This is a genomic window from Curtobacterium sp. MCSS17_005 (assembly GCF_003234225.2).
Taxonomy (GTDB): Bacteria; Actinomycetota; Actinomycetes; order Actinomycetales; family Microbacteriaceae; genus Curtobacterium; species Curtobacterium flaccumfaciens.
Genome location: NZ_CP126258.1, coordinates 3,361,657 through 3,377,063 on the forward strand (window position 1 = coordinate 3,361,657; position 15,407 = coordinate 3,377,063).

The 15,407-nt window shown below is 70.7% G+C and carries 16 protein-coding genes and 1 tRNA gene; 6 read left to right on the plus strand and 11 right to left on the minus strand.

The window, feature by feature from the left end:
• Positions 1 to 269 precede the first annotated feature (269 nt).
• The 6 genes from groL to DEJ20_RS16055 form a co-directional block, all read right to left on the minus strand.
• Entirely contained in the window at positions 270 to 1,892 is a 1,623-nt protein-coding gene (gene groL, locus DEJ20_RS16030) for a chaperonin GroEL (RefSeq protein WP_071404070.1), read from the minus strand.
• Between the two features lie 257 nt (positions 1,893 to 2,149).
• On the minus strand, positions 2,150 to 2,353 hold the full coding sequence (locus DEJ20_RS16035) for a cold-shock protein (protein WP_017888049.1): 204 nt from the start codon (positions 2,351 to 2,353) through the stop codon (positions 2,150 to 2,152).
• 203 nt (positions 2,354 to 2,556) lie between these two features.
• Complete coding sequence (locus DEJ20_RS16040) at positions 2,557 to 3,162, minus strand: LytR C-terminal domain-containing protein (protein WP_111235678.1); 606 nt, start codon at positions 3,160 to 3,162, stop codon at positions 2,557 to 2,559.
• Entirely contained in the window at positions 3,159 to 3,485 is a 327-nt protein-coding gene (locus DEJ20_RS16045; RefSeq protein ID WP_258377188.1) for a DUF3263 domain-containing protein, read from the minus strand. The genes DEJ20_RS16040 and DEJ20_RS16045 overlap by 4 nt, the downstream gene beginning before the upstream one ends.
• 96 nt (positions 3,486 to 3,581) lie before the next feature.
• Entirely contained in the window at positions 3,582 to 4,583 is a 1,002-nt protein-coding gene (locus tag DEJ20_RS16050) for a DUF2332 family protein (RefSeq protein ID WP_111235676.1), read from the minus strand.
• Positions 4,583 to 5,056 carry a GNAT family N-acetyltransferase gene (locus tag DEJ20_RS16055; RefSeq protein ID WP_111235675.1) on the minus strand — a complete coding sequence of 158 codons (474 nt, stop codon included), beginning with the start codon at positions 5,054 to 5,056 and terminating at the stop codon, positions 4,583 to 4,585. The genes DEJ20_RS16050 and DEJ20_RS16055 overlap by 1 nt, the downstream gene beginning before the upstream one ends.
• Before the next feature lie 65 nt (positions 5,057 to 5,121).
• On the opposite strand from DEJ20_RS16055, the gene msrB reads away from it, so the two are divergent.
• On the plus strand, positions 5,122 to 5,529 hold the full coding sequence (gene msrB, locus DEJ20_RS16060) for a peptide-methionine (R)-S-oxide reductase MsrB (protein ID WP_027466599.1): 408 nt from the start codon (positions 5,122 to 5,124) through the stop codon (positions 5,527 to 5,529).
• 37 nt (positions 5,530 to 5,566) lie between these two features.
• A tRNA-Thr gene (locus DEJ20_RS16065) sits at positions 5,567 to 5,642 on the plus strand.
• Between the two features lie 105 nt (positions 5,643 to 5,747).
• On the opposite strand, the gene DEJ20_RS16070 is transcribed toward DEJ20_RS16065, so the two are convergent.
• The 3 genes from DEJ20_RS16070 to DEJ20_RS16080 form a co-directional block, all read right to left on the minus strand.
• Positions 5,748 to 6,500 carry a DUF3800 domain-containing protein gene (locus tag DEJ20_RS16070; protein ID WP_284183349.1) on the minus strand — a complete coding sequence of 251 codons (753 nt, stop codon included), beginning with the start codon at positions 6,498 to 6,500 and terminating at the stop codon, positions 5,748 to 5,750.
• Positions 6,501 to 6,708: 208 nt separating this feature from the next.
• Positions 6,709 to 7,740: an aldo/keto reductase gene (locus tag DEJ20_RS16075; protein WP_110861756.1), complete on the minus strand. Its 1,032-nt coding sequence runs from the start codon at positions 7,738 to 7,740 to the stop codon at positions 6,709 to 6,711.
• Positions 7,741 to 7,793: 53 nt separating this feature from the next.
• On the minus strand, positions 7,794 to 8,579 hold the full coding sequence (locus tag DEJ20_RS16080) for an alpha/beta fold hydrolase (RefSeq protein WP_111124194.1): 786 nt from the start codon (positions 8,577 to 8,579) through the stop codon (positions 7,794 to 7,796).
• On the opposite strand from DEJ20_RS16080, the gene DEJ20_RS16085 reads away from it, so the two are divergent.
• A complete protein-coding gene (locus DEJ20_RS16085; protein WP_258377187.1) occupies positions 8,578 to 9,381 on the plus strand; it encodes an NAD(P)H-hydrate epimerase in 804 nt (267 codons plus the stop codon). The two genes, DEJ20_RS16080 and DEJ20_RS16085, sit on opposite strands and share 2 nt — an antisense overlap.
• Before the next feature lie 28 nt (positions 9,382 to 9,409).
• Here the strand turns inward: DEJ20_RS16085 and DEJ20_RS16090 are convergent, their stop codons facing one another.
• Entirely contained in the window at positions 9,410 to 10,552 is a 1,143-nt protein-coding gene (locus DEJ20_RS16090; RefSeq protein WP_111235673.1) for a glycerol dehydrogenase, read from the minus strand.
• Positions 10,553 to 10,666: 114 nt separating this feature from the next.
• Between DEJ20_RS16090 and ypfJ the strand changes: the two genes are divergently transcribed.
• Positions 10,667 to 11,560 (plus strand): KPN_02809 family neutral zinc metallopeptidase, encoded by an 894-nt coding sequence (ypfJ, locus tag DEJ20_RS16095; RefSeq protein ID WP_111235743.1) that lies wholly within the window; start codon positions 10,667 to 10,669, stop codon positions 11,558 to 11,560.
• 85 nt (positions 11,561 to 11,645) lie between these two features.
• On the opposite strand, the gene DEJ20_RS16100 is transcribed toward ypfJ, so the two are convergent.
• Positions 11,646 to 12,590, minus strand: a complete 945-nt coding sequence (locus tag DEJ20_RS16100; protein ID WP_111235672.1) for a DsbA family protein — start codon at positions 12,588 to 12,590, stop codon at positions 11,646 to 11,648.
• A gap of 243 nt (positions 12,591 to 12,833) precedes the next feature.
• On the opposite strand from DEJ20_RS16100, the gene DEJ20_RS16105 reads away from it, so the two are divergent.
• Entirely contained in the window at positions 12,834 to 13,934 is a 1,101-nt protein-coding gene (locus DEJ20_RS16105) for an ABC transporter ATP-binding protein (RefSeq protein ID WP_111235671.1), read from the plus strand.
• Positions 13,935 to 14,018: 84 nt separating this feature from the next.
• Positions 14,019 to 15,344 (plus strand): DUF4032 domain-containing protein, encoded by a 1,326-nt coding sequence (locus DEJ20_RS16110; RefSeq protein WP_111235670.1) that lies wholly within the window; start codon positions 14,019 to 14,021, stop codon positions 15,342 to 15,344.
• Positions 15,345 to 15,407 lie beyond the last annotated feature (63 nt).

Sequence of the window (15,407 nt, forward strand, 5' to 3'; positions counted from 1 at the left end):
AGCCGGGCCTCCTGTGCGGGAGAGACGACCCAGGACACGCGCAAGCCGCACGCACGAGCCGGCCACGACTCCCCGCTCCTGCGCCGGCCAACGGTCACGAAGTGTCGACGGGAACGGGCACAACCGACGGTTCGTGACCGCGCGGCGAACCTGAGCGGGGTGTTGTGACCGCCCGCCCGGCCCCCGGCCCAGCCCCGCCGACCCGCCGCCCCCGCACACGCGGAAGGGCCCCACACGCGCAGCGTGTGGGGCCCTTCCGTCAGACGGACTTAGAAGTCCATGCCACCCGTCGGGTCGCCAGCCGGAGCAGCAGGGGTGCGCTCGGGCTTCTCGGCGACGACGGCCTCGGTGGTCAGGAACAGACCGGCGATCGACGCAGCGTTCTGCAGCGCCGAACGCGTGACCTTGGCGGGGTCGATGATGCCGGCGGCGATCAGGTCGACGTACTCGCCGGTCGCGGCGTTGAGGCCCCAACCCGACTCGAGCTCGCGGACCTTGGCGGCGACGACACCCGGCTCGAGACCGGCGTTCAGTGCGATCTGCTTGAGCGGCGCGTCGATGGCCACGCGGACGATGTTCGCACCGGTCGCCTCGTCACCCTCGAGCTCGAGGGCCTCGAGTGCGACGGCACCGGCCTGGATGAGGGCGACGCCACCACCGGCGACGATGCCCTCTTCGACGGCAGCCTTCGCGTTGCGGACGGCGTCCTCGATGCGGTGCTTGCGCTCCTTGAGCTCGACCTCGGTCGCGGCACCCGCCTTGATGACGGCGACGCCACCGGCGAGCTTCGCGAGGCGCTCCTGGAGCTTCTCGCGGTCGTAGTCGGAGTCGGTCGCCTCGATCTCGGCACGGATCTGGCGGACACGGCCGGCGATCTGCTCGGCGTCGCCGGCACCCTCGACGATCGTGGTCTCGTCCTTGGTGATGACGACCTTGCGGGCACGACCGAGCAGGTCGAGCGTCGCGTTCTCGAGCTTGAGGCCGACCTCTTCCGAGATGACCTGGCCACCGGTGAGGATCGCGATGTCCTGCAGCATGGCCTTGCGGCGGTCACCGAAGCCCGGGGCCTTGACGGCGACGGACTTGAAGATGCCGCGGATCTTGTTCACGACGAGCGTGGCCAGGGCCTCGCCGTCGACGTCCTCGGCGATGATCAGGAGCTGCTTGCCCGCCTGGATCACCTTGTCGACGACCGGCAGGAGGTCCTTGATGTTCGAGATCTTCGAGTTGACGATCAGGATGTAGGCGTCCTCGAAGACGGCTTCCTGACGCTCGGGGTCGGTGACGAAGTACTGCGACAGGTAGCCCTTGTCGAAGCGCATGCCCTCGGTGAGCTCGAGCTCGGTGCCGAAGGTGTTCGACTCCTCGACGGTGACGACGCCTTCCTTGCCGACCTTGTCGATGGCCTCGGCGATGAGCGCGCCGATGGTCGGGTCAGCAGCCGAGATCGACGCGGTCGCGGCGATCTGGTCCTTGGTCTCGATGTCCTTCGCGTTGGCGAGGAGCTGGTCGGAGACGGCGGCGACGGCCTTCTCGATGCCGCGCTTGAGCGACACGGGGTCGGCACCGGCGGCGACGTTGCGGAGGCCTTCACGGACGAGCGCCTGGGCGAGGACGGTCGCGGTGGTCGTACCGTCACCGGCGACGTCGTCGGTCTTCTTGGCGACCTCCTTGACGAGCTCCGCGCCGATCTTCTCGTACGGGTCGTCGAGCTCGATCTCCTTGGCGATCGAGACACCGTCGTTCGTGATCGTGGGGGCGCCCCACTTCTTCTCGAGGACGACGTTGCGGCCGCGCGGGCCGAGCGTCACCTTCACGGCGTCGGCCAGCTGGTTCAGGCCGCGCTCGAGGCCACGGCGGGCCTCCTCGTCGAAAGCAATGATCTTAGCCATGTGGTTTTTCGTCCCTCCCGGACGTCGTCTTGGGGGTCGTGCTGGCACTCAGCGTGAGCGAGTGCCAACGCCGATTCTGGCACTCGCCGGGTGTGAGTGCAACACAGTCGGGAGGCTCGTGACGACTTCCCAGGACACGTCGCGTCCGGCGGACCCCGCACCACCGCCGCGGTCGCGCTCCCCGCGCCGGTCACCGTCCCCGCACACGACGAACGCGCCGCCCCTGACGGGACGGCGCGTTCTGGAAGTGGTCGTGCTCAGGCGGGGCGGACGGACTCTGCCTGCGGACCCTTCGACCCGGTGCCGACGTCGAAGACGACGGCCTGGCCCTCCTCGAGGACCTTGTAACCCGACATGTCGATGGCCGAGTAGTGCACGAACACGTCCTGGCCCCCTCCATCCACGGTGATGAAGCCGAAGCCCTTTTCAGCGTTGAACCACTTCACGGTTCCGTTGGCCATGATCTCTTGCTCCCTGGTACTGCAGTGCGGAACGACGTGATCGTCGTCTGCATGGGACTCTGACCGAACCCGTCCGATCAGGCAAGAGGTGTGACGTTGTTTCACGTCGATTCCGTCAGAAATCAACGTGCCCGAAACACAGCCGTCACACAATGCGCGGAAAACGCGGCGCGACGACCGGCAGGACTCCCCGCGGCGGCCGATCAGCCGGTGTAGTCGGCGCCGAGGACGACGCTCACGTCGGCGTTCGGGAACGCCGCCGACTGCTGCACGGCCGTGACGCCGAGCTGCTTCGCGATGCCCTGCGCGACCGCCGCCTGCGACGCCTGCTGGTAGTAGACGATCGTCGACGTCGACCCGGTCGTCCCGGCGTCACCGGTGGAGGCGACCTGCCAGCCGGCGCCGGTCAGCGCCGCACTCGCACGGCTGGCGAGGCCCGTGGTGGTCGTACCGTTCAGGACGACGACGGTGGTGGTGCCCTGCTGTGCCGGCGTCGCGGCCGCAGCGCTGCCCGACCCCGCGGAGCCGGAACCGGCGGACGAGGACGCGGACGGCTTGGACGTCGCCGAGGGCTTCGCGGTGGCGGACGCCGACGTGGAGGCCGAGGGCGAGTCGGATCCGTTGAACGAGTAGCTGCCGTTCAGCAGTGCGAGGACGAGCACCCCGATGCCGACGAGCACACCGGTGGCGAGCGCCGCCCAGGCGAAGGCGATCCAGCCACGGCCGCGACGCTGGGCACCGCGGTGCGCACCGACCCGCGGGCCGTCGGCGACGTCGTCGAACCGGTCTCGGGGGAATCTCGTGCTCATCGTTCCTCTTCACGTCCTTCGGGAGCTGCACCGGGCGCGACGAAGCTGCGCGTCGCCCGGGCGCTGGTGCGCGCGTGACGGAGCCGCTGCAGCCGGCTGACGAGCTGCGGGTCGTACGCGAGTGCCGCGGGCGAGTCGATCACGCGGTTCAGCACCTGGTAATAGCGCGCCGCCGACATCTCGAACTCCACCCGGATCTCCGCTTCCTTCGTGCGGTCGTGCCGTGCCCGGTCCTGCTCGAACGTCAGCACGCGCTCCGCGAGCTCACTGAGCTGGTCAGCACGGCGCTCGTCGACGCTGCGTTCGTCGGTGGGGCTGGTCACGGCGGTTCCGATCACGGTCGGGTAACGGGTCTCGCACATCGTAGGGGTGGAGTCGATCCGGACCCTGGCACGGCGCTGGACTGTCGCGAACACCGGTCACAGGTTCGGCGCACGGAACCAGCGCACACGTGTCCCGAACGGGTCGGAGACGGCGACCGCGACCCCGTCGAGCGAAGCCGTCGCGAACGCGTCCGTGTCCGCCGCGTCCACGTCGTCGGGCAGCGTCGCCGCCACCCCGCGCAGGATCCCGGTGCGTTCGAGGGCGATCCAGTGCACGCCTCGCGCACGGATCCGGTCCACGAACCGCTGCCGGTCCGCGCCCGGAACGTAGACCAGGGTCCCGGTGGTCAGGACGACCGGTTCGACGTCGTCCGGCAGGGCGTCGAGTGCACGGTCGAGGTCGCCGGGCAGCGCGCCCCGGATCCGGACTGGAGGCACGGTGAGCGTCGCGGACGCCGCCGCGCGCATCAGGGCGGTCCGGTCCGACGCCTCGGGCGGGACGGCCTCGACCAGCCGGTCGAACGCACCGGGGACCGACAGGTCGATCGGGTTCGGGTCGAGGGCCACCCGGGCCCCGACCCTGATCGGGACGGTCGCGGGTGTGGGAACGGCCCCGGTTGCGTCCGCGACAAGCCGGACCGAGGGCTCGGCGACCGGGGTGTGCATCCGGAGGACCGAGGCCCCGGAACCGACGCGGTAGTCCAGGGTCACCCGGTCCGGGATCGAGCACAGCCCGGCGGCGGCCCCGGCGTCGACCAGGCCGAGCGGACGCGCGGACCGTTCGGCGAGCGCCGCGAACAGCGGGACGACCGGTGCGAGCCGTTGCGGGTCGTTGGCCTGCACCGTGGCGGAGGCGAGGGCCGTGACCAGCGCGGGGCGGGCCTCCAGGCCGAGCGCGCGCAGCGCACCCGGGTCCGACGGGTCCGCGCCCAGCCGCCGCGCGACCGCGAAGAACAGTTCCGGCTGCCGCTGCTGCTCGGGGACCTCGGCGAGGAGCGCGACGAGGGAGTCGTCGAGCGACCGTGCCCAGGCGGCGTACGACGGCGAGACGGCCTGGATGCGGTCGGCGTACGCGTCGTACCGGGCGCGGGTGTCCATCAGCGCCCGGGCCGGTGCATGCCGACGTGGCGGATGCCGGCCTCGTCGTACGGCTCCCCGAACCGCACGAAGCCGTACCGCTCGTAGAGGGCGGCGACGTACTCCTGGGCGTGGAGGACGAACGGGTCGTGTCCGTGTTCGTCGAGCACGGCGGCGACGAGCCGGCCGGCGATCCCCTGTCCACGGTGCTCCGGGTCGGTCGCGACGCGGCCGATCACCCACGCCGGCGGCGCTGCGCCGTCGGGGTGGACCTCGTCGGTCGCCGGGCGGATGAGCCGCAGGTACCCAACCGCATCGGTGTCCGTGCCGAACCACCAGTGCTCGGTGTCGGGCTCGCGGTCACGGCCGTCGAAGTCCTCGGCGGTGACCCGTTGCTCGAGCGCGAACACGCGGTTGCGCAGGACGACGATGCCGTACAGTTCGTCCGTCGTCAGACGGGTCCAGCGGGCGTGGTGCACGGAATGCTCGGACATCGTGGCGAGTTTAGTGAAGTGGTCGGGAGTGCCAGGAAGAGCCCGGCCGGAAGCAGGAGGAACCAATGGCATACAACGTCGACAAGTCCGACGCCCAGTGGCGCGAGGAGCTCTCCCCGGACCAGTACGCCGTCCTCCGCCAGGCGGGGACCGAACGACCGTGGACCGGTGAACTCCTCGACGAGGAGCGCGCCGGCGTCTACACCTGTGCGGCCTGCAACGCGGAGCTGTTCAAGAGCGGCACGAAGTTCGACTCCGGCTGCGGCTGGCCGTCGTTCTACGAGTCGGTGAACCCGGACGCCGTGCAGCTCATCGAGGACAACTCCCTCGGCATGGCCCGCACCGAGGTCCGTTGCGCGAACTGCGGTTCGCACCTGGGCCACGTGTTCCCGGACGGGTTCGGCACCCCCACGGGTGACCGGTACTGCATGAACTCGATCTCGCTGAACTTCTCGGAGAAGTCGGGCGAGTGAGCTCCGGACGCCCTCACCGGTAGGATGAGCGGCGTCAGCCGGCATGGCGCAATTGGTAGCGCACCGTACTTGTAATACGGGGGTTGCGGGTTCAAGTCCCGCTGCCGGCCCCATATACTGCATGCGCAGGCCGCGACTCGTTCGCCGCCCGCACCGCCTTCAGCCCCGCCTCGAGCGGGGCTGTCGTGCGTCCGGGCGGTGGTGCCGGTCGACCAGTTTCAGGGCCAGACGCCGGGATGGTACGCGCACCGTTCGACGTCGTCGACGAGTGCGGCGAGGACACGCGCCTGCCTCGGATCCCGTTCCTCCACCGTCCGCGAGCGCACCCAGACGAACGCCAGGAGATCGGCGACCTGCAGCATGCGTGAGTGGTGACTCGGCGCGAAGTGAACGGTGTCGAGCAACCGCTCGAGCCGGCTGTGCATGTACGTTCCGGGAGTCCCGTAGGCCTGGTACACCGCGAAGCGCTCACGGTGCCGGTCTCGATCCGACCGTTCGTCCGCGATGACGAGCGCGTGAACATCCATCTCACCGGCCTTCGCGTCGACCCGCTGCAGGAGGTGCTGGAAGGCCACCTGTTCCGGGGAGTGCCGATCACGGAAGCCCCGCGCATCCTGGTACCGACGCAACTGCCCGGGGCGGCAACCTCGGAGCAGCACGGTTGCTCCGGAAGTCACGACGGCTTCGACCACGTCGAGGAACACCTTCACGCGCACGCGTGGCGGGACGGCACCCCAAGCGCCCTTCCCGTGGAAGATCGGGTGGGCGTGGATCTCGGCCTGCGCCTCGACGCCGTACTCCTCGAGCGCCGCGACGATCTCGTGCATGCGGTGCGTGAGCCAGCGGGTCTGTGCCGCGTCCGCCATCACGGCGCCGAAGCCGTAGAGGTCCGGCTTGAAGGATTCATCGACGAAGCAGAGCAGCACGGTGGAATACTGCCGTACAGGAGGCGTGGAGGGGGCGCGACGCACTGCCCCACACGAAGCGATGCCCCGGGCGAAGTCTCGCCCGGGGCATCGGCACACGGAACGCGGATCAGGGGGCGTTCCGGGCGCTGGACGCGGTAACCAGCCGGTCGTGCGATGAGGATGACACCTCACCGACCCGCGCGTCCACACCCTGACCCCACATCCGCGGAAATCCGCACGATGTGCACGAACGCGCAGCGGCCCTGTCCGCTCAGCGTCCGCCCGTGATCTTCCGCTCCCGCTGCGCCACGCCGGCCGTGCCGTAGGGGTAGTCGTCGATGCGGGGAGCGCTGGCGTCGGTCAGCCGGGCGAGCTCGTCGTCGGTGAGCACCAGGTCCGCGGCACCGAGGTTGTCCTCGAGCTGCGACAGGGTGCGGACGCCCAGGATCACGCTCGTGACCGCGGGACGGGCCAGCAGCCAGGCGAGTGCGACCTGTGACTTCGACGCGTCGTGGGCGTCGGCCACCTCGGAGACGGCGTCGAGCACCTCCCACGTGCGCTCGTCGCCGTTGCGGGCCTCCCACGCCTCCATGCCGCGCTGGGGGTTCTCGCCCAGGCGGGTGGCGCCGGTCGGGGCCTCGTCGCGCTGGTACTTGCCGGAGAGCCAGCCGCCGGCCAGCGGCGACCAGGGCAGCAGGCCGATGCCGGCGTCGAGGCAGGCGGGCACGACCTCGTGCTCGATGTCGCGGACGAGCAGGTTGTACTGCGGCTGCAGGGTGACGGGCGGGGCCCAGCCGTGCGCCTTCGCCTCGTAGACGGCCTTGGTGACCTGGTAGCCGAGGTAGTTCGAGAACCCGTACGAGCCGATCTTGCCGGCGGACACGGCGTCGTCGAGGAACCGCAGGGTCTCGTCGATGGGGGTCAGGGCGTCCCACGCGTGCATCTGGTACAGGTCGATGTGGTCGACGCCGAGCCGCTCGAGCGAGGCGTCGAGGGCCACGCGCAGGTGTCGACGGGACAGGCCGAGGTCGTTCGGGCCGTCGCCCTGCGGGAACCGGCCCTTGGTGGCGAGGACGACCTGCGCGGCCTCGGTGGGGTGTGCTGCGAGCCAGCGGCCGATGATCCGCTCGGACTCGTTGCCGGAGTAGACGTCCGCCGTGTCGACGAGCGTTCCACCGGCGGCCACGAAGGCGTCGAGGATGGCGTGTGAGGTGGGTTCGTCGGCTTCGCTGCCGAACGTCATGGTGCCGAGGGTCAGCGTCGACACCGATGTCCCGCTGTTGCCGAGGAGTCTGTAGTCCATGGCCGGGACGGTACGCCCGGTGCCGTCCGACCGAGGGGACCCACGAGTACCCCTCAGCGCGGGGCGGACAGGAACCGCAGCGCCGCTTCGCGGAACGGCCGCGAGGTCGGGGCGTTGAAGTGGTTGCGCCCCGGGATCTCGAAGAAGGTGGCGTTCGGCGCGGCCTCGGCGAGCCGGACCGCGCTGTCGCGGATGCCGTCCTCGCTGCCGGCGGCGATCAGGAGCGGCTGCGCAGGGGCGTTCTCCGGGGTCGGCTCGATGCTGTTCCGCATCCCCTCGACCATGGCCACGAGCGCGCCGAGGTCGTTGCCCTCGACGTTGCCCGCCATCGTCAGGTAGCCGTTGGTGACGCGGTCCTCGATGGGGGTGCCGTCGGCGATGTACGCCTTCGCCTGGTCGACGCGGACGCGACGCATCGGGTCGGCGTCCGGGATCCCGCCGAACACCGCGCGCGAGATCCGGCCCGGCAGCCGCTCGGCGGTGTGCCAGCCGACCCGTGCGCCGAGCGAGTAGCCGAGGAACGCCACGTCGTCGAGCAGGTACGTGTCGATGACCGTGGTGACGTCGGCGACGAGCAGGTCCATCGAGTAGGCACCCGGGTCGTGCGGCTTCGCGCTCGCGCCGTGCCCGCGCTGGTCGAGCGCCAGGACCCGGTACCCGGCACGGACCAGGTGCCGTGTCCAGCCCGAGGCGTGCCAGTTGAGCACCGCACCGGACGCGAAACCGTGCACCGCGATGACGGCCGGGGCGTCGGGGTCGCCGAAGTCGTAGGTCGCGAGTCGCAGCCCGTCGGGCGACATCACGAACCGGGGGCGGGGCGCTTCGGGGACGAGTGACATGTCCTCTCAAGCGTATCGGGGCAGTGTGGTGGCCATGGACGGCTACGGCGGCGATCAGATCCGGGCGGCGGAACGCCCCCACCTCGACGCGGGGGAACCCCTGATGCAGCGGGCCGCCGACGGGCTCGCGCGCATCGTCGGCGACCTGCTGGACGACCCGGCCGTGCGGCCGGTCGACGGGCCGGGGTCCGTCCTCGTGCTCGCCGGCAGCGGCGACAACGGCGGTGACGCCCTGTTCGCGGGCGCACGCCTGGCAGCGGCCGGGAGGCACGTGGCGGTCCTGCGCGTCGGCTCCCGTGTCCACGAGGCCGGCCTGGCAGCGGCGCTGGACGCCGGCGCCCGTCTGCTGGACGGCCCGTCCGGCGCCTCGGGACCGAACGCGGGCGGAGCGGCCGACATCCTGCGGGCTGCCGGCCGGAGCGACGGCGAGCGGCTGGCGGACGTCGCGACCGAGGCGGCACTCGAGGCCGACCTCGTGCTCGACGGCATCCTCGGCATCGGGGCACGCGGCGCGAACGCGCTGCGGTCCCCCGCGCGGGAGGTCGTGGACGCCATCCGTGAGCTCGCCCGCGACCAGCGTGCCCCGTTCGTCGTCGCGGTGGACGTGCCGAGTGGGATCGACGTGGACACCGGCGGCGTCGCGGACGACCACGTCCTGCACGCCGACGTCACCGTCACCTTCGGGGGCGTGAAGGCCGGCCTGCTGACGGGACCCGCCGCCACCCTCGCCGGGCGGATCGAACTCGTCGACGTCGGGATCGGTGCGGACCTGGCGACGATGGAACCGCTGATCCGCACCTGATCCCTCGAACGTCAGTGCTGCTCGAACGTCAGTGGTGCTCGTACAGCACGGGCTCCGGCAGACCGTGCTCGGCGCGGATGCTGCGTGCGATGCCCTCGATCGCGACCAGGGCGTCGACCACGAGCTCGGGCGTCACCGGGAACGGCATGTTGTGGATGGTCTCGCCCTCCACCGTCGCGGCCTCGGCCACGGCGCGCAGCACGTCCCGGTCGTCCACCGTCAGGCCGATCTCGGTCAGGGTGTTCGGCAGGCCGACCTTCGTGGTGAAGACGACGAAGTCCTCGATCTCCTCGGCCGGGGCACCCTCGAGCACGAGCTGCGCGATCGTCCCGATGTTCACCTTCTGCCCGTGCGCCAGGCCGTGCGCCTGCGGAGCCGCGGTCAGTCCGTTGTGGATCGCGTGGGCGGCCGCGAGCCCACCGGACTCGAAGCCCAGGCCGGACAGCAGCGTGTTCGCCTCGACGACCTTCTCGAGCGCCGGGGTGACGACCTTGGCCTTGACGGCCTCGATGGCCTGCAGGGCGTTCTCGTGCAGGAGCTTCCACGACAGCTCGGCGAGCGCGACGCCGGTCTGGGTCTGCAGGCCGCCGGCCATGGTGTCGGCGTTGGCCCGCTTCGCGGCACGGGCCTCGACCCAGGTCGCCAGCGCGTCGCCGATGCCCGCGACCAGGAACTGCACCGGCGCATTGGCGACGAGCCTGGTGTCGATGAGCACCAGGTCCGGGTTGTGCGGGAAGAAGCGGTACTCGATGAACTCGCCCTCGGCGGAGTAGATGACGGCGAGCGCCGAGGTGGGGGCGTCGGTGGACGCGGCCGTCGGCACGCTGGCCCACCGGATGCCGGCGAGGTGCCCAGCGGCCTTCGCGGCGTCGATGGCGGAGCCGCCGCCGAGCCCCACGATGACGTCGGCGTCCGTCGCGCGGATCTGCTCGACGAGCTCGTCCACGGCCTCGAGGGTGGCGAAGCGGCCGAACCCGACACGCTCCACGGCCAGGTCGGCGGACCGGAAGCTCTCGGAGACGGCGGTCTCGACGATGCCCCAGACCACGTCGTCGGCGACGATCAGGGGCCGCTTGCCGATCGGGGCGATGAACTCGCCGACGCGGGTGATCGCGTCCTTGCCCTGGACGTAGCGGGCGGGGCTCATCACGGTGCTGATGGGAGTGGCCATCGTGCGGTTCCTTCCGGTTGTACGACAGGTGTACGACAGGTGTCGGGGTGGCCGACGCCGCCGACGGTACGCGCGGCCGCTGATCGAGAGGTGCTGATCGGTAGGTTCGGGATCATGACGTTCAACGACGACTCCCAACTCCGGGGCGGCAAGGTCAAGCGGCGGGGTCGCACCACGGCGATCGGCGGAGGCGCCGTGGGCGTCGGCGCCATCGTGGTGTTCCTGATCGCGCAGTTCACCGGCTTCGACCTGAGCGGGATCGTCGGCGGCGGCAACGGCCTGACGACGATCCAGCAGGAGGGCGAATCCGTCGACGCCGCCCCCGAGTGCCGGACCGGGCGCGACGCCAACCTGCGCGTCGAGTGCCGGATGGAGGGCGCGGCCGAGTCGCTCGACGCCTACTGGACGTCCGAGGCACGGTCGCTCGGCATCTCGTACACGTCACCGGATTTCTTCCTGTTCCAGGGCGCCACCGACACCTCGTGCGGGCAGGCCTCGGCCGCGACCGGCCCGTTCTACTGCCCGCCGGACCGTGCGATCTTCCTGGACACCGCGTTCTACGACGACCTGCAGTCGCAGTACGGCTCGTCCGGCGGTCCGCTCGCGCAGATGTACGTCGTCGCACACGAGTGGGGCCACCACGTGCAGCAGCTGCAGGGGTCGTTCGCGAACACCGACCGCTCCGGCACGGGTGCGTCGTCGGGCAGTGTCCGCGTCGAGCTGCAGGCGGACTGCTACGCCGGGGCCTGGGTCGGCGACGCCGCGACCACCGAGGACGCGAACGGCGAGACCTTCTTCGAACCGATCACCCGCTCCCAGATCACCGACGCCCTGTCGGCGGCGAGCGCCGTGGGCGACGACAGCATCCAGGAGCGTGCGACCGGCCGCGTCGACCCGGACTCGTTCACGCACGGGTCGAGCGAGCAGCGACAGCGCTGGTTCCTGCGGGGCTACCAGCAGGGCGCGACGAGCTGCGACACCCTGAGCATCCCGGGTTCGGCCCTGTAGCCGCACCGGTGACGGACGGGAGGCCCGGTGCCAGCTGGCACCGGGCCTCCAGATCGCAGTCAGCGCGTCAGCGCTCGTCCGGAAGTCAGCGCTTGGTCGGTGTGGGCGACGGGGTCGCGCTCGGCGTGGGCGTGGGCATGGGCGTCGGGGTCGCGTCGGTCGCACCGGCGGCCGTCACCACGAAGGTGCGGAAGTCGTCGTTCGTGACCGGCGAGGTCAGCTCGTAGCGCTGCCCGTTCACGAGCACGAGCGGCGTGCCGGGGAACTCCTTGAGCGTCGACCCGGGGATCGTTCCGTCCGACACCGCCGTCGTCTGCTCGTCCACCCACTTGGCGTAGTCCTGGTCGGCGATGCAGCTCCGGACGGCACTGCGTTCCTGCAGTCCCTGCACGCCCGTGACGACGTCGGTGAGCTCGGCGTCGGTCAGACCAGGGGTGCCCTCGTCCGGCTGCTCCGCGAAGAGCGCCTGGTTCACCGCGTAGAACTGGTTCGGGGAGTGCTCGGCCACGCAGGCGGCGGCGTTCGCGGCGCGGAGCGAGTACTTCGTGCCCTGCGAGCGGTTCGACAGGATCGCGACCGGGTGGATGTCGACGGTGGCCGCACCGGAGTCGACGAGGTCCTCGATGTAGTCACCGTTCGCCTGCTCGAACTGGCCGCAGCCCGGGCAGAGGTAGTCGACGTACAGGGTGATCCGGACGGTGCCGGCACCGTCGGTCGCGGCGCCGCTCGGCGACGCGGAGGCCGATCCGGACGCGGACGCCGTGACGGGCTTCAGCCCCTGCCCGATGGTGATGCCGCCCTGCGACATGGTCGACGGGCCGGGGCCGGCGGGCTTCACGGAGTCGACCAGGACGAGCGTGACGATCGTCGCGGCGGCGAGGAGCACGACCCCGAGCCCGATCTGCAGGCCGAGCCGGACACCACGCTGGCGTCGCTTCTGCTGGGTCCGGGCACGCTGGGCTCGCTGGCGGGCGGCTTCACGGCGCTCGTTCCGCGCGGCGCGGGCGGCACCCTCGGGGCGGTTGTTCATCGGTGCGTCGTCCTCCTGATCGGTGTCCGCTCGGCGTTCCCCTGCTCGGCGGACGGACCCGGCGATTGTAGTGGGACGCTCTGGGAAGCCGCCGACCAAGGGGGAAAACACTGGCGCACCCGGGTGAACTCGTGTTGTATGAACCTCGACAGTCGACGGCGACTGTCCGGGGCCCGTACGGGCACACCGCTTCACTCGGATCGTCCGGCACGTACCTGCCGGTGAAGGAAGGACCGAACGCTCATGGCGTCCGTCACCTATGACAAGGCAACCCGTCTCTACCCCGGAGGCAGCCGTCCCGCGGTCGACTCCCTCGACCTGGACGTCGCCGACGGCGAGTTCCTCGTCCTCGTCGGCCCCTCGGGCTGCGGCAAGTCCACCTCGCTCCGCATGCTGGCCGGCCTCGAAGAGGTCAACTCCGGTCAGATCCGCATCGGCGACCGTGACGTCACGGACGTCCCGCCGAAGGACCGCGACATCGCGATGGTGTTCCAGAACTACGCGCTGTACCCGCACATGACCGTCGCCGAGAACATGGGCTTCGCGCTCAAGATCGCGGGTGTCGGCAAGGAAGAGCGCGCCACCCGCGTGCAGGAGGCCGCCAAGCTCCTCGACCTCGAGGACTACCTCGGCCGCAAGCCGAAGGCGCTCTCCGGTGGTCAGCGTCAGCGCGTCGCGATGGGCCGCGCGATCGTCCGTCAGCCGCAGGTGTTCCTCATGGACGAGCCGCTCTCGAACCTCGACGCCAAGCTCCGCGTCCAGACCCGCACGCAGATCGCGTCGCTGCAGCGTCGTCTCGGCGTCACCACGGTGTACGTCACGCACGACCAGACCGAGGCCCTCACCATGGGTGACCGCATCGCGGTGCTCAAGGACGGCATCCTGCAGCAGGTCGGCACCCCGCGCGACCTGTACGAGAAGCCGAACAACGTGTTCGTCGCCGGCTTCATCGGTTCGCCCGCCATGAACCTGCTGCCCGCCGACGTCATCGAGGGCGGTATCAAGTTCGGCACGCTCAACCACGCGATCGACCGCGACACCCTGTCGAACGCCCGTGCCGCACAGATCACGGTCGGCATCCGCCCCGAGGACGTCATCGTGTCGCAGTCCGGCGAGGGCCTGCCCGTCACGGTCGACGTCGTCGAGGAGCTCGGCGCCGACGGCTACCTCTACGGTCACGCAGACGTGAACGGCCAGCGCGCCGACATCGTCGCACGTGTCGACGGTCGTGCGCACCCGTCGATCGGTGACACGATCGTCGTCACGCCGAAGCAGGGCCACGTCCACGCCTTCGACAGCGAGTCGGGCGACCGCCTCGACGACAAGGCCGTCGTCAGCGCGTAACCAGCGCACTCCCCCGAGAGCCCGTGCCCGCCTCACAAGGGCGGACGCGGGCTCTCGGCTGTCCCCCACACCAGAGGAACCACCGTGCCCGACTCGATGTCCATCACCGCCGCCACCGTCGACCCCGGACTGCTCGACCTGCCGTGGCACCTGCCGCTCGCCGACTGGCCCGACGACACGATCGTCGCGCTGCCGAAGGGCATCTCGCGGCACCTCGTGCGGTTCGTGCACCTGAGCGGGTACGTGGCCGCGGTGAAGGAGACGGGTGAAGAGGTCGCCCGGGCCGAGTACGAGATGCTCCGCACCCTGCAGCGCATGGACGTGCCGTGCGTGGACCCGGTCGCGGTGATCACGAACCGCGTCGACGCCGACGGTGAACCGCTGCACCCCGTGCTCGTGACCCGCCACCTGCGGTTCTCCCTGCCCTACCGCGCGCTCTACTCGCAGACCCTGCGCCCCGAGACCGCCACCCGCCTGGTCGACGCCCTCGCGCTGCTGCTCGTCCGCCTGCACGTCATCGGCTTCTACTGGGGCGACGTGTCCCTGTCGAACACGCTGTTCCGTCGCGACGCCGGAGCCTTCGCCGCGTACCTGGTCGACGCCGAGACCGGCAAGCTCTACCCCGGCGGGCTGTCGAACGGCCAGCGCGAGAACGACCTCGAGGTCGCCCGCGTGAACATCGCCGGCGAGCTGCTCGACCTCGAGGCCGGCGGTCGACTCGACGAGAACGCCGACCCCGTCGACGTCTCGAACCGCATCGTCGCCCAGTACCGGACGCTCTGGACCGAGCTCACCGGCACCGAGCAGTTCGACATCAAGGAACGCTGGCGCATCAACGACCGCGTGGAGCGCCTGAACGAGCTCGGCTTCGACATCGAGGAGCTCTCGATCCACACGACCGAGGGAGGCTCGCAGGTCCGGATCCAGCCGAAGGTCGTCGACGCCGGGCACCACCAGCGCCGACTGCTGCGCCTCACCGGGCTCGACGCCGGCGAGAACCAGGCCCGGCGCCTGCTCAACGACCTCGACTCGTACCGCGCCCGCAACGGCCGTGACGAACTCGACGAGGAGATGGTGGCGCACGAGTGGGTCTCGCGGGTCTTCGAGCCCGTCGTCCGCTCGATCCCCCGCGACCTGCGCGGCCGGCTCGAACCAGCCGAGGTGTTCCACGAGCTGCTCGAGCACCGCTGGTTCATGTCCCAGCAAGAGGAGCGTTCCGTCTCCCTGCCGGAGGCCACGACCGCCTACATCAACGACGTGCTCCGACACCGTCGCGACGAGCGCCTGCTCATCAACCCGCCGACCTCGTCGATCACCGTGCCGATCCCGGTGCTGGACGACGACGAGTCCGACGAGTCCGACGAGTCCGACGAGTCCGACGACGTCGACGACTGGCGCGCCACGGTCTGACGCGGTCCCCGGTCGGTCACGACACCCCGCCGGGTGGGCGCCGACCGGTCGCAGACCGTCGCC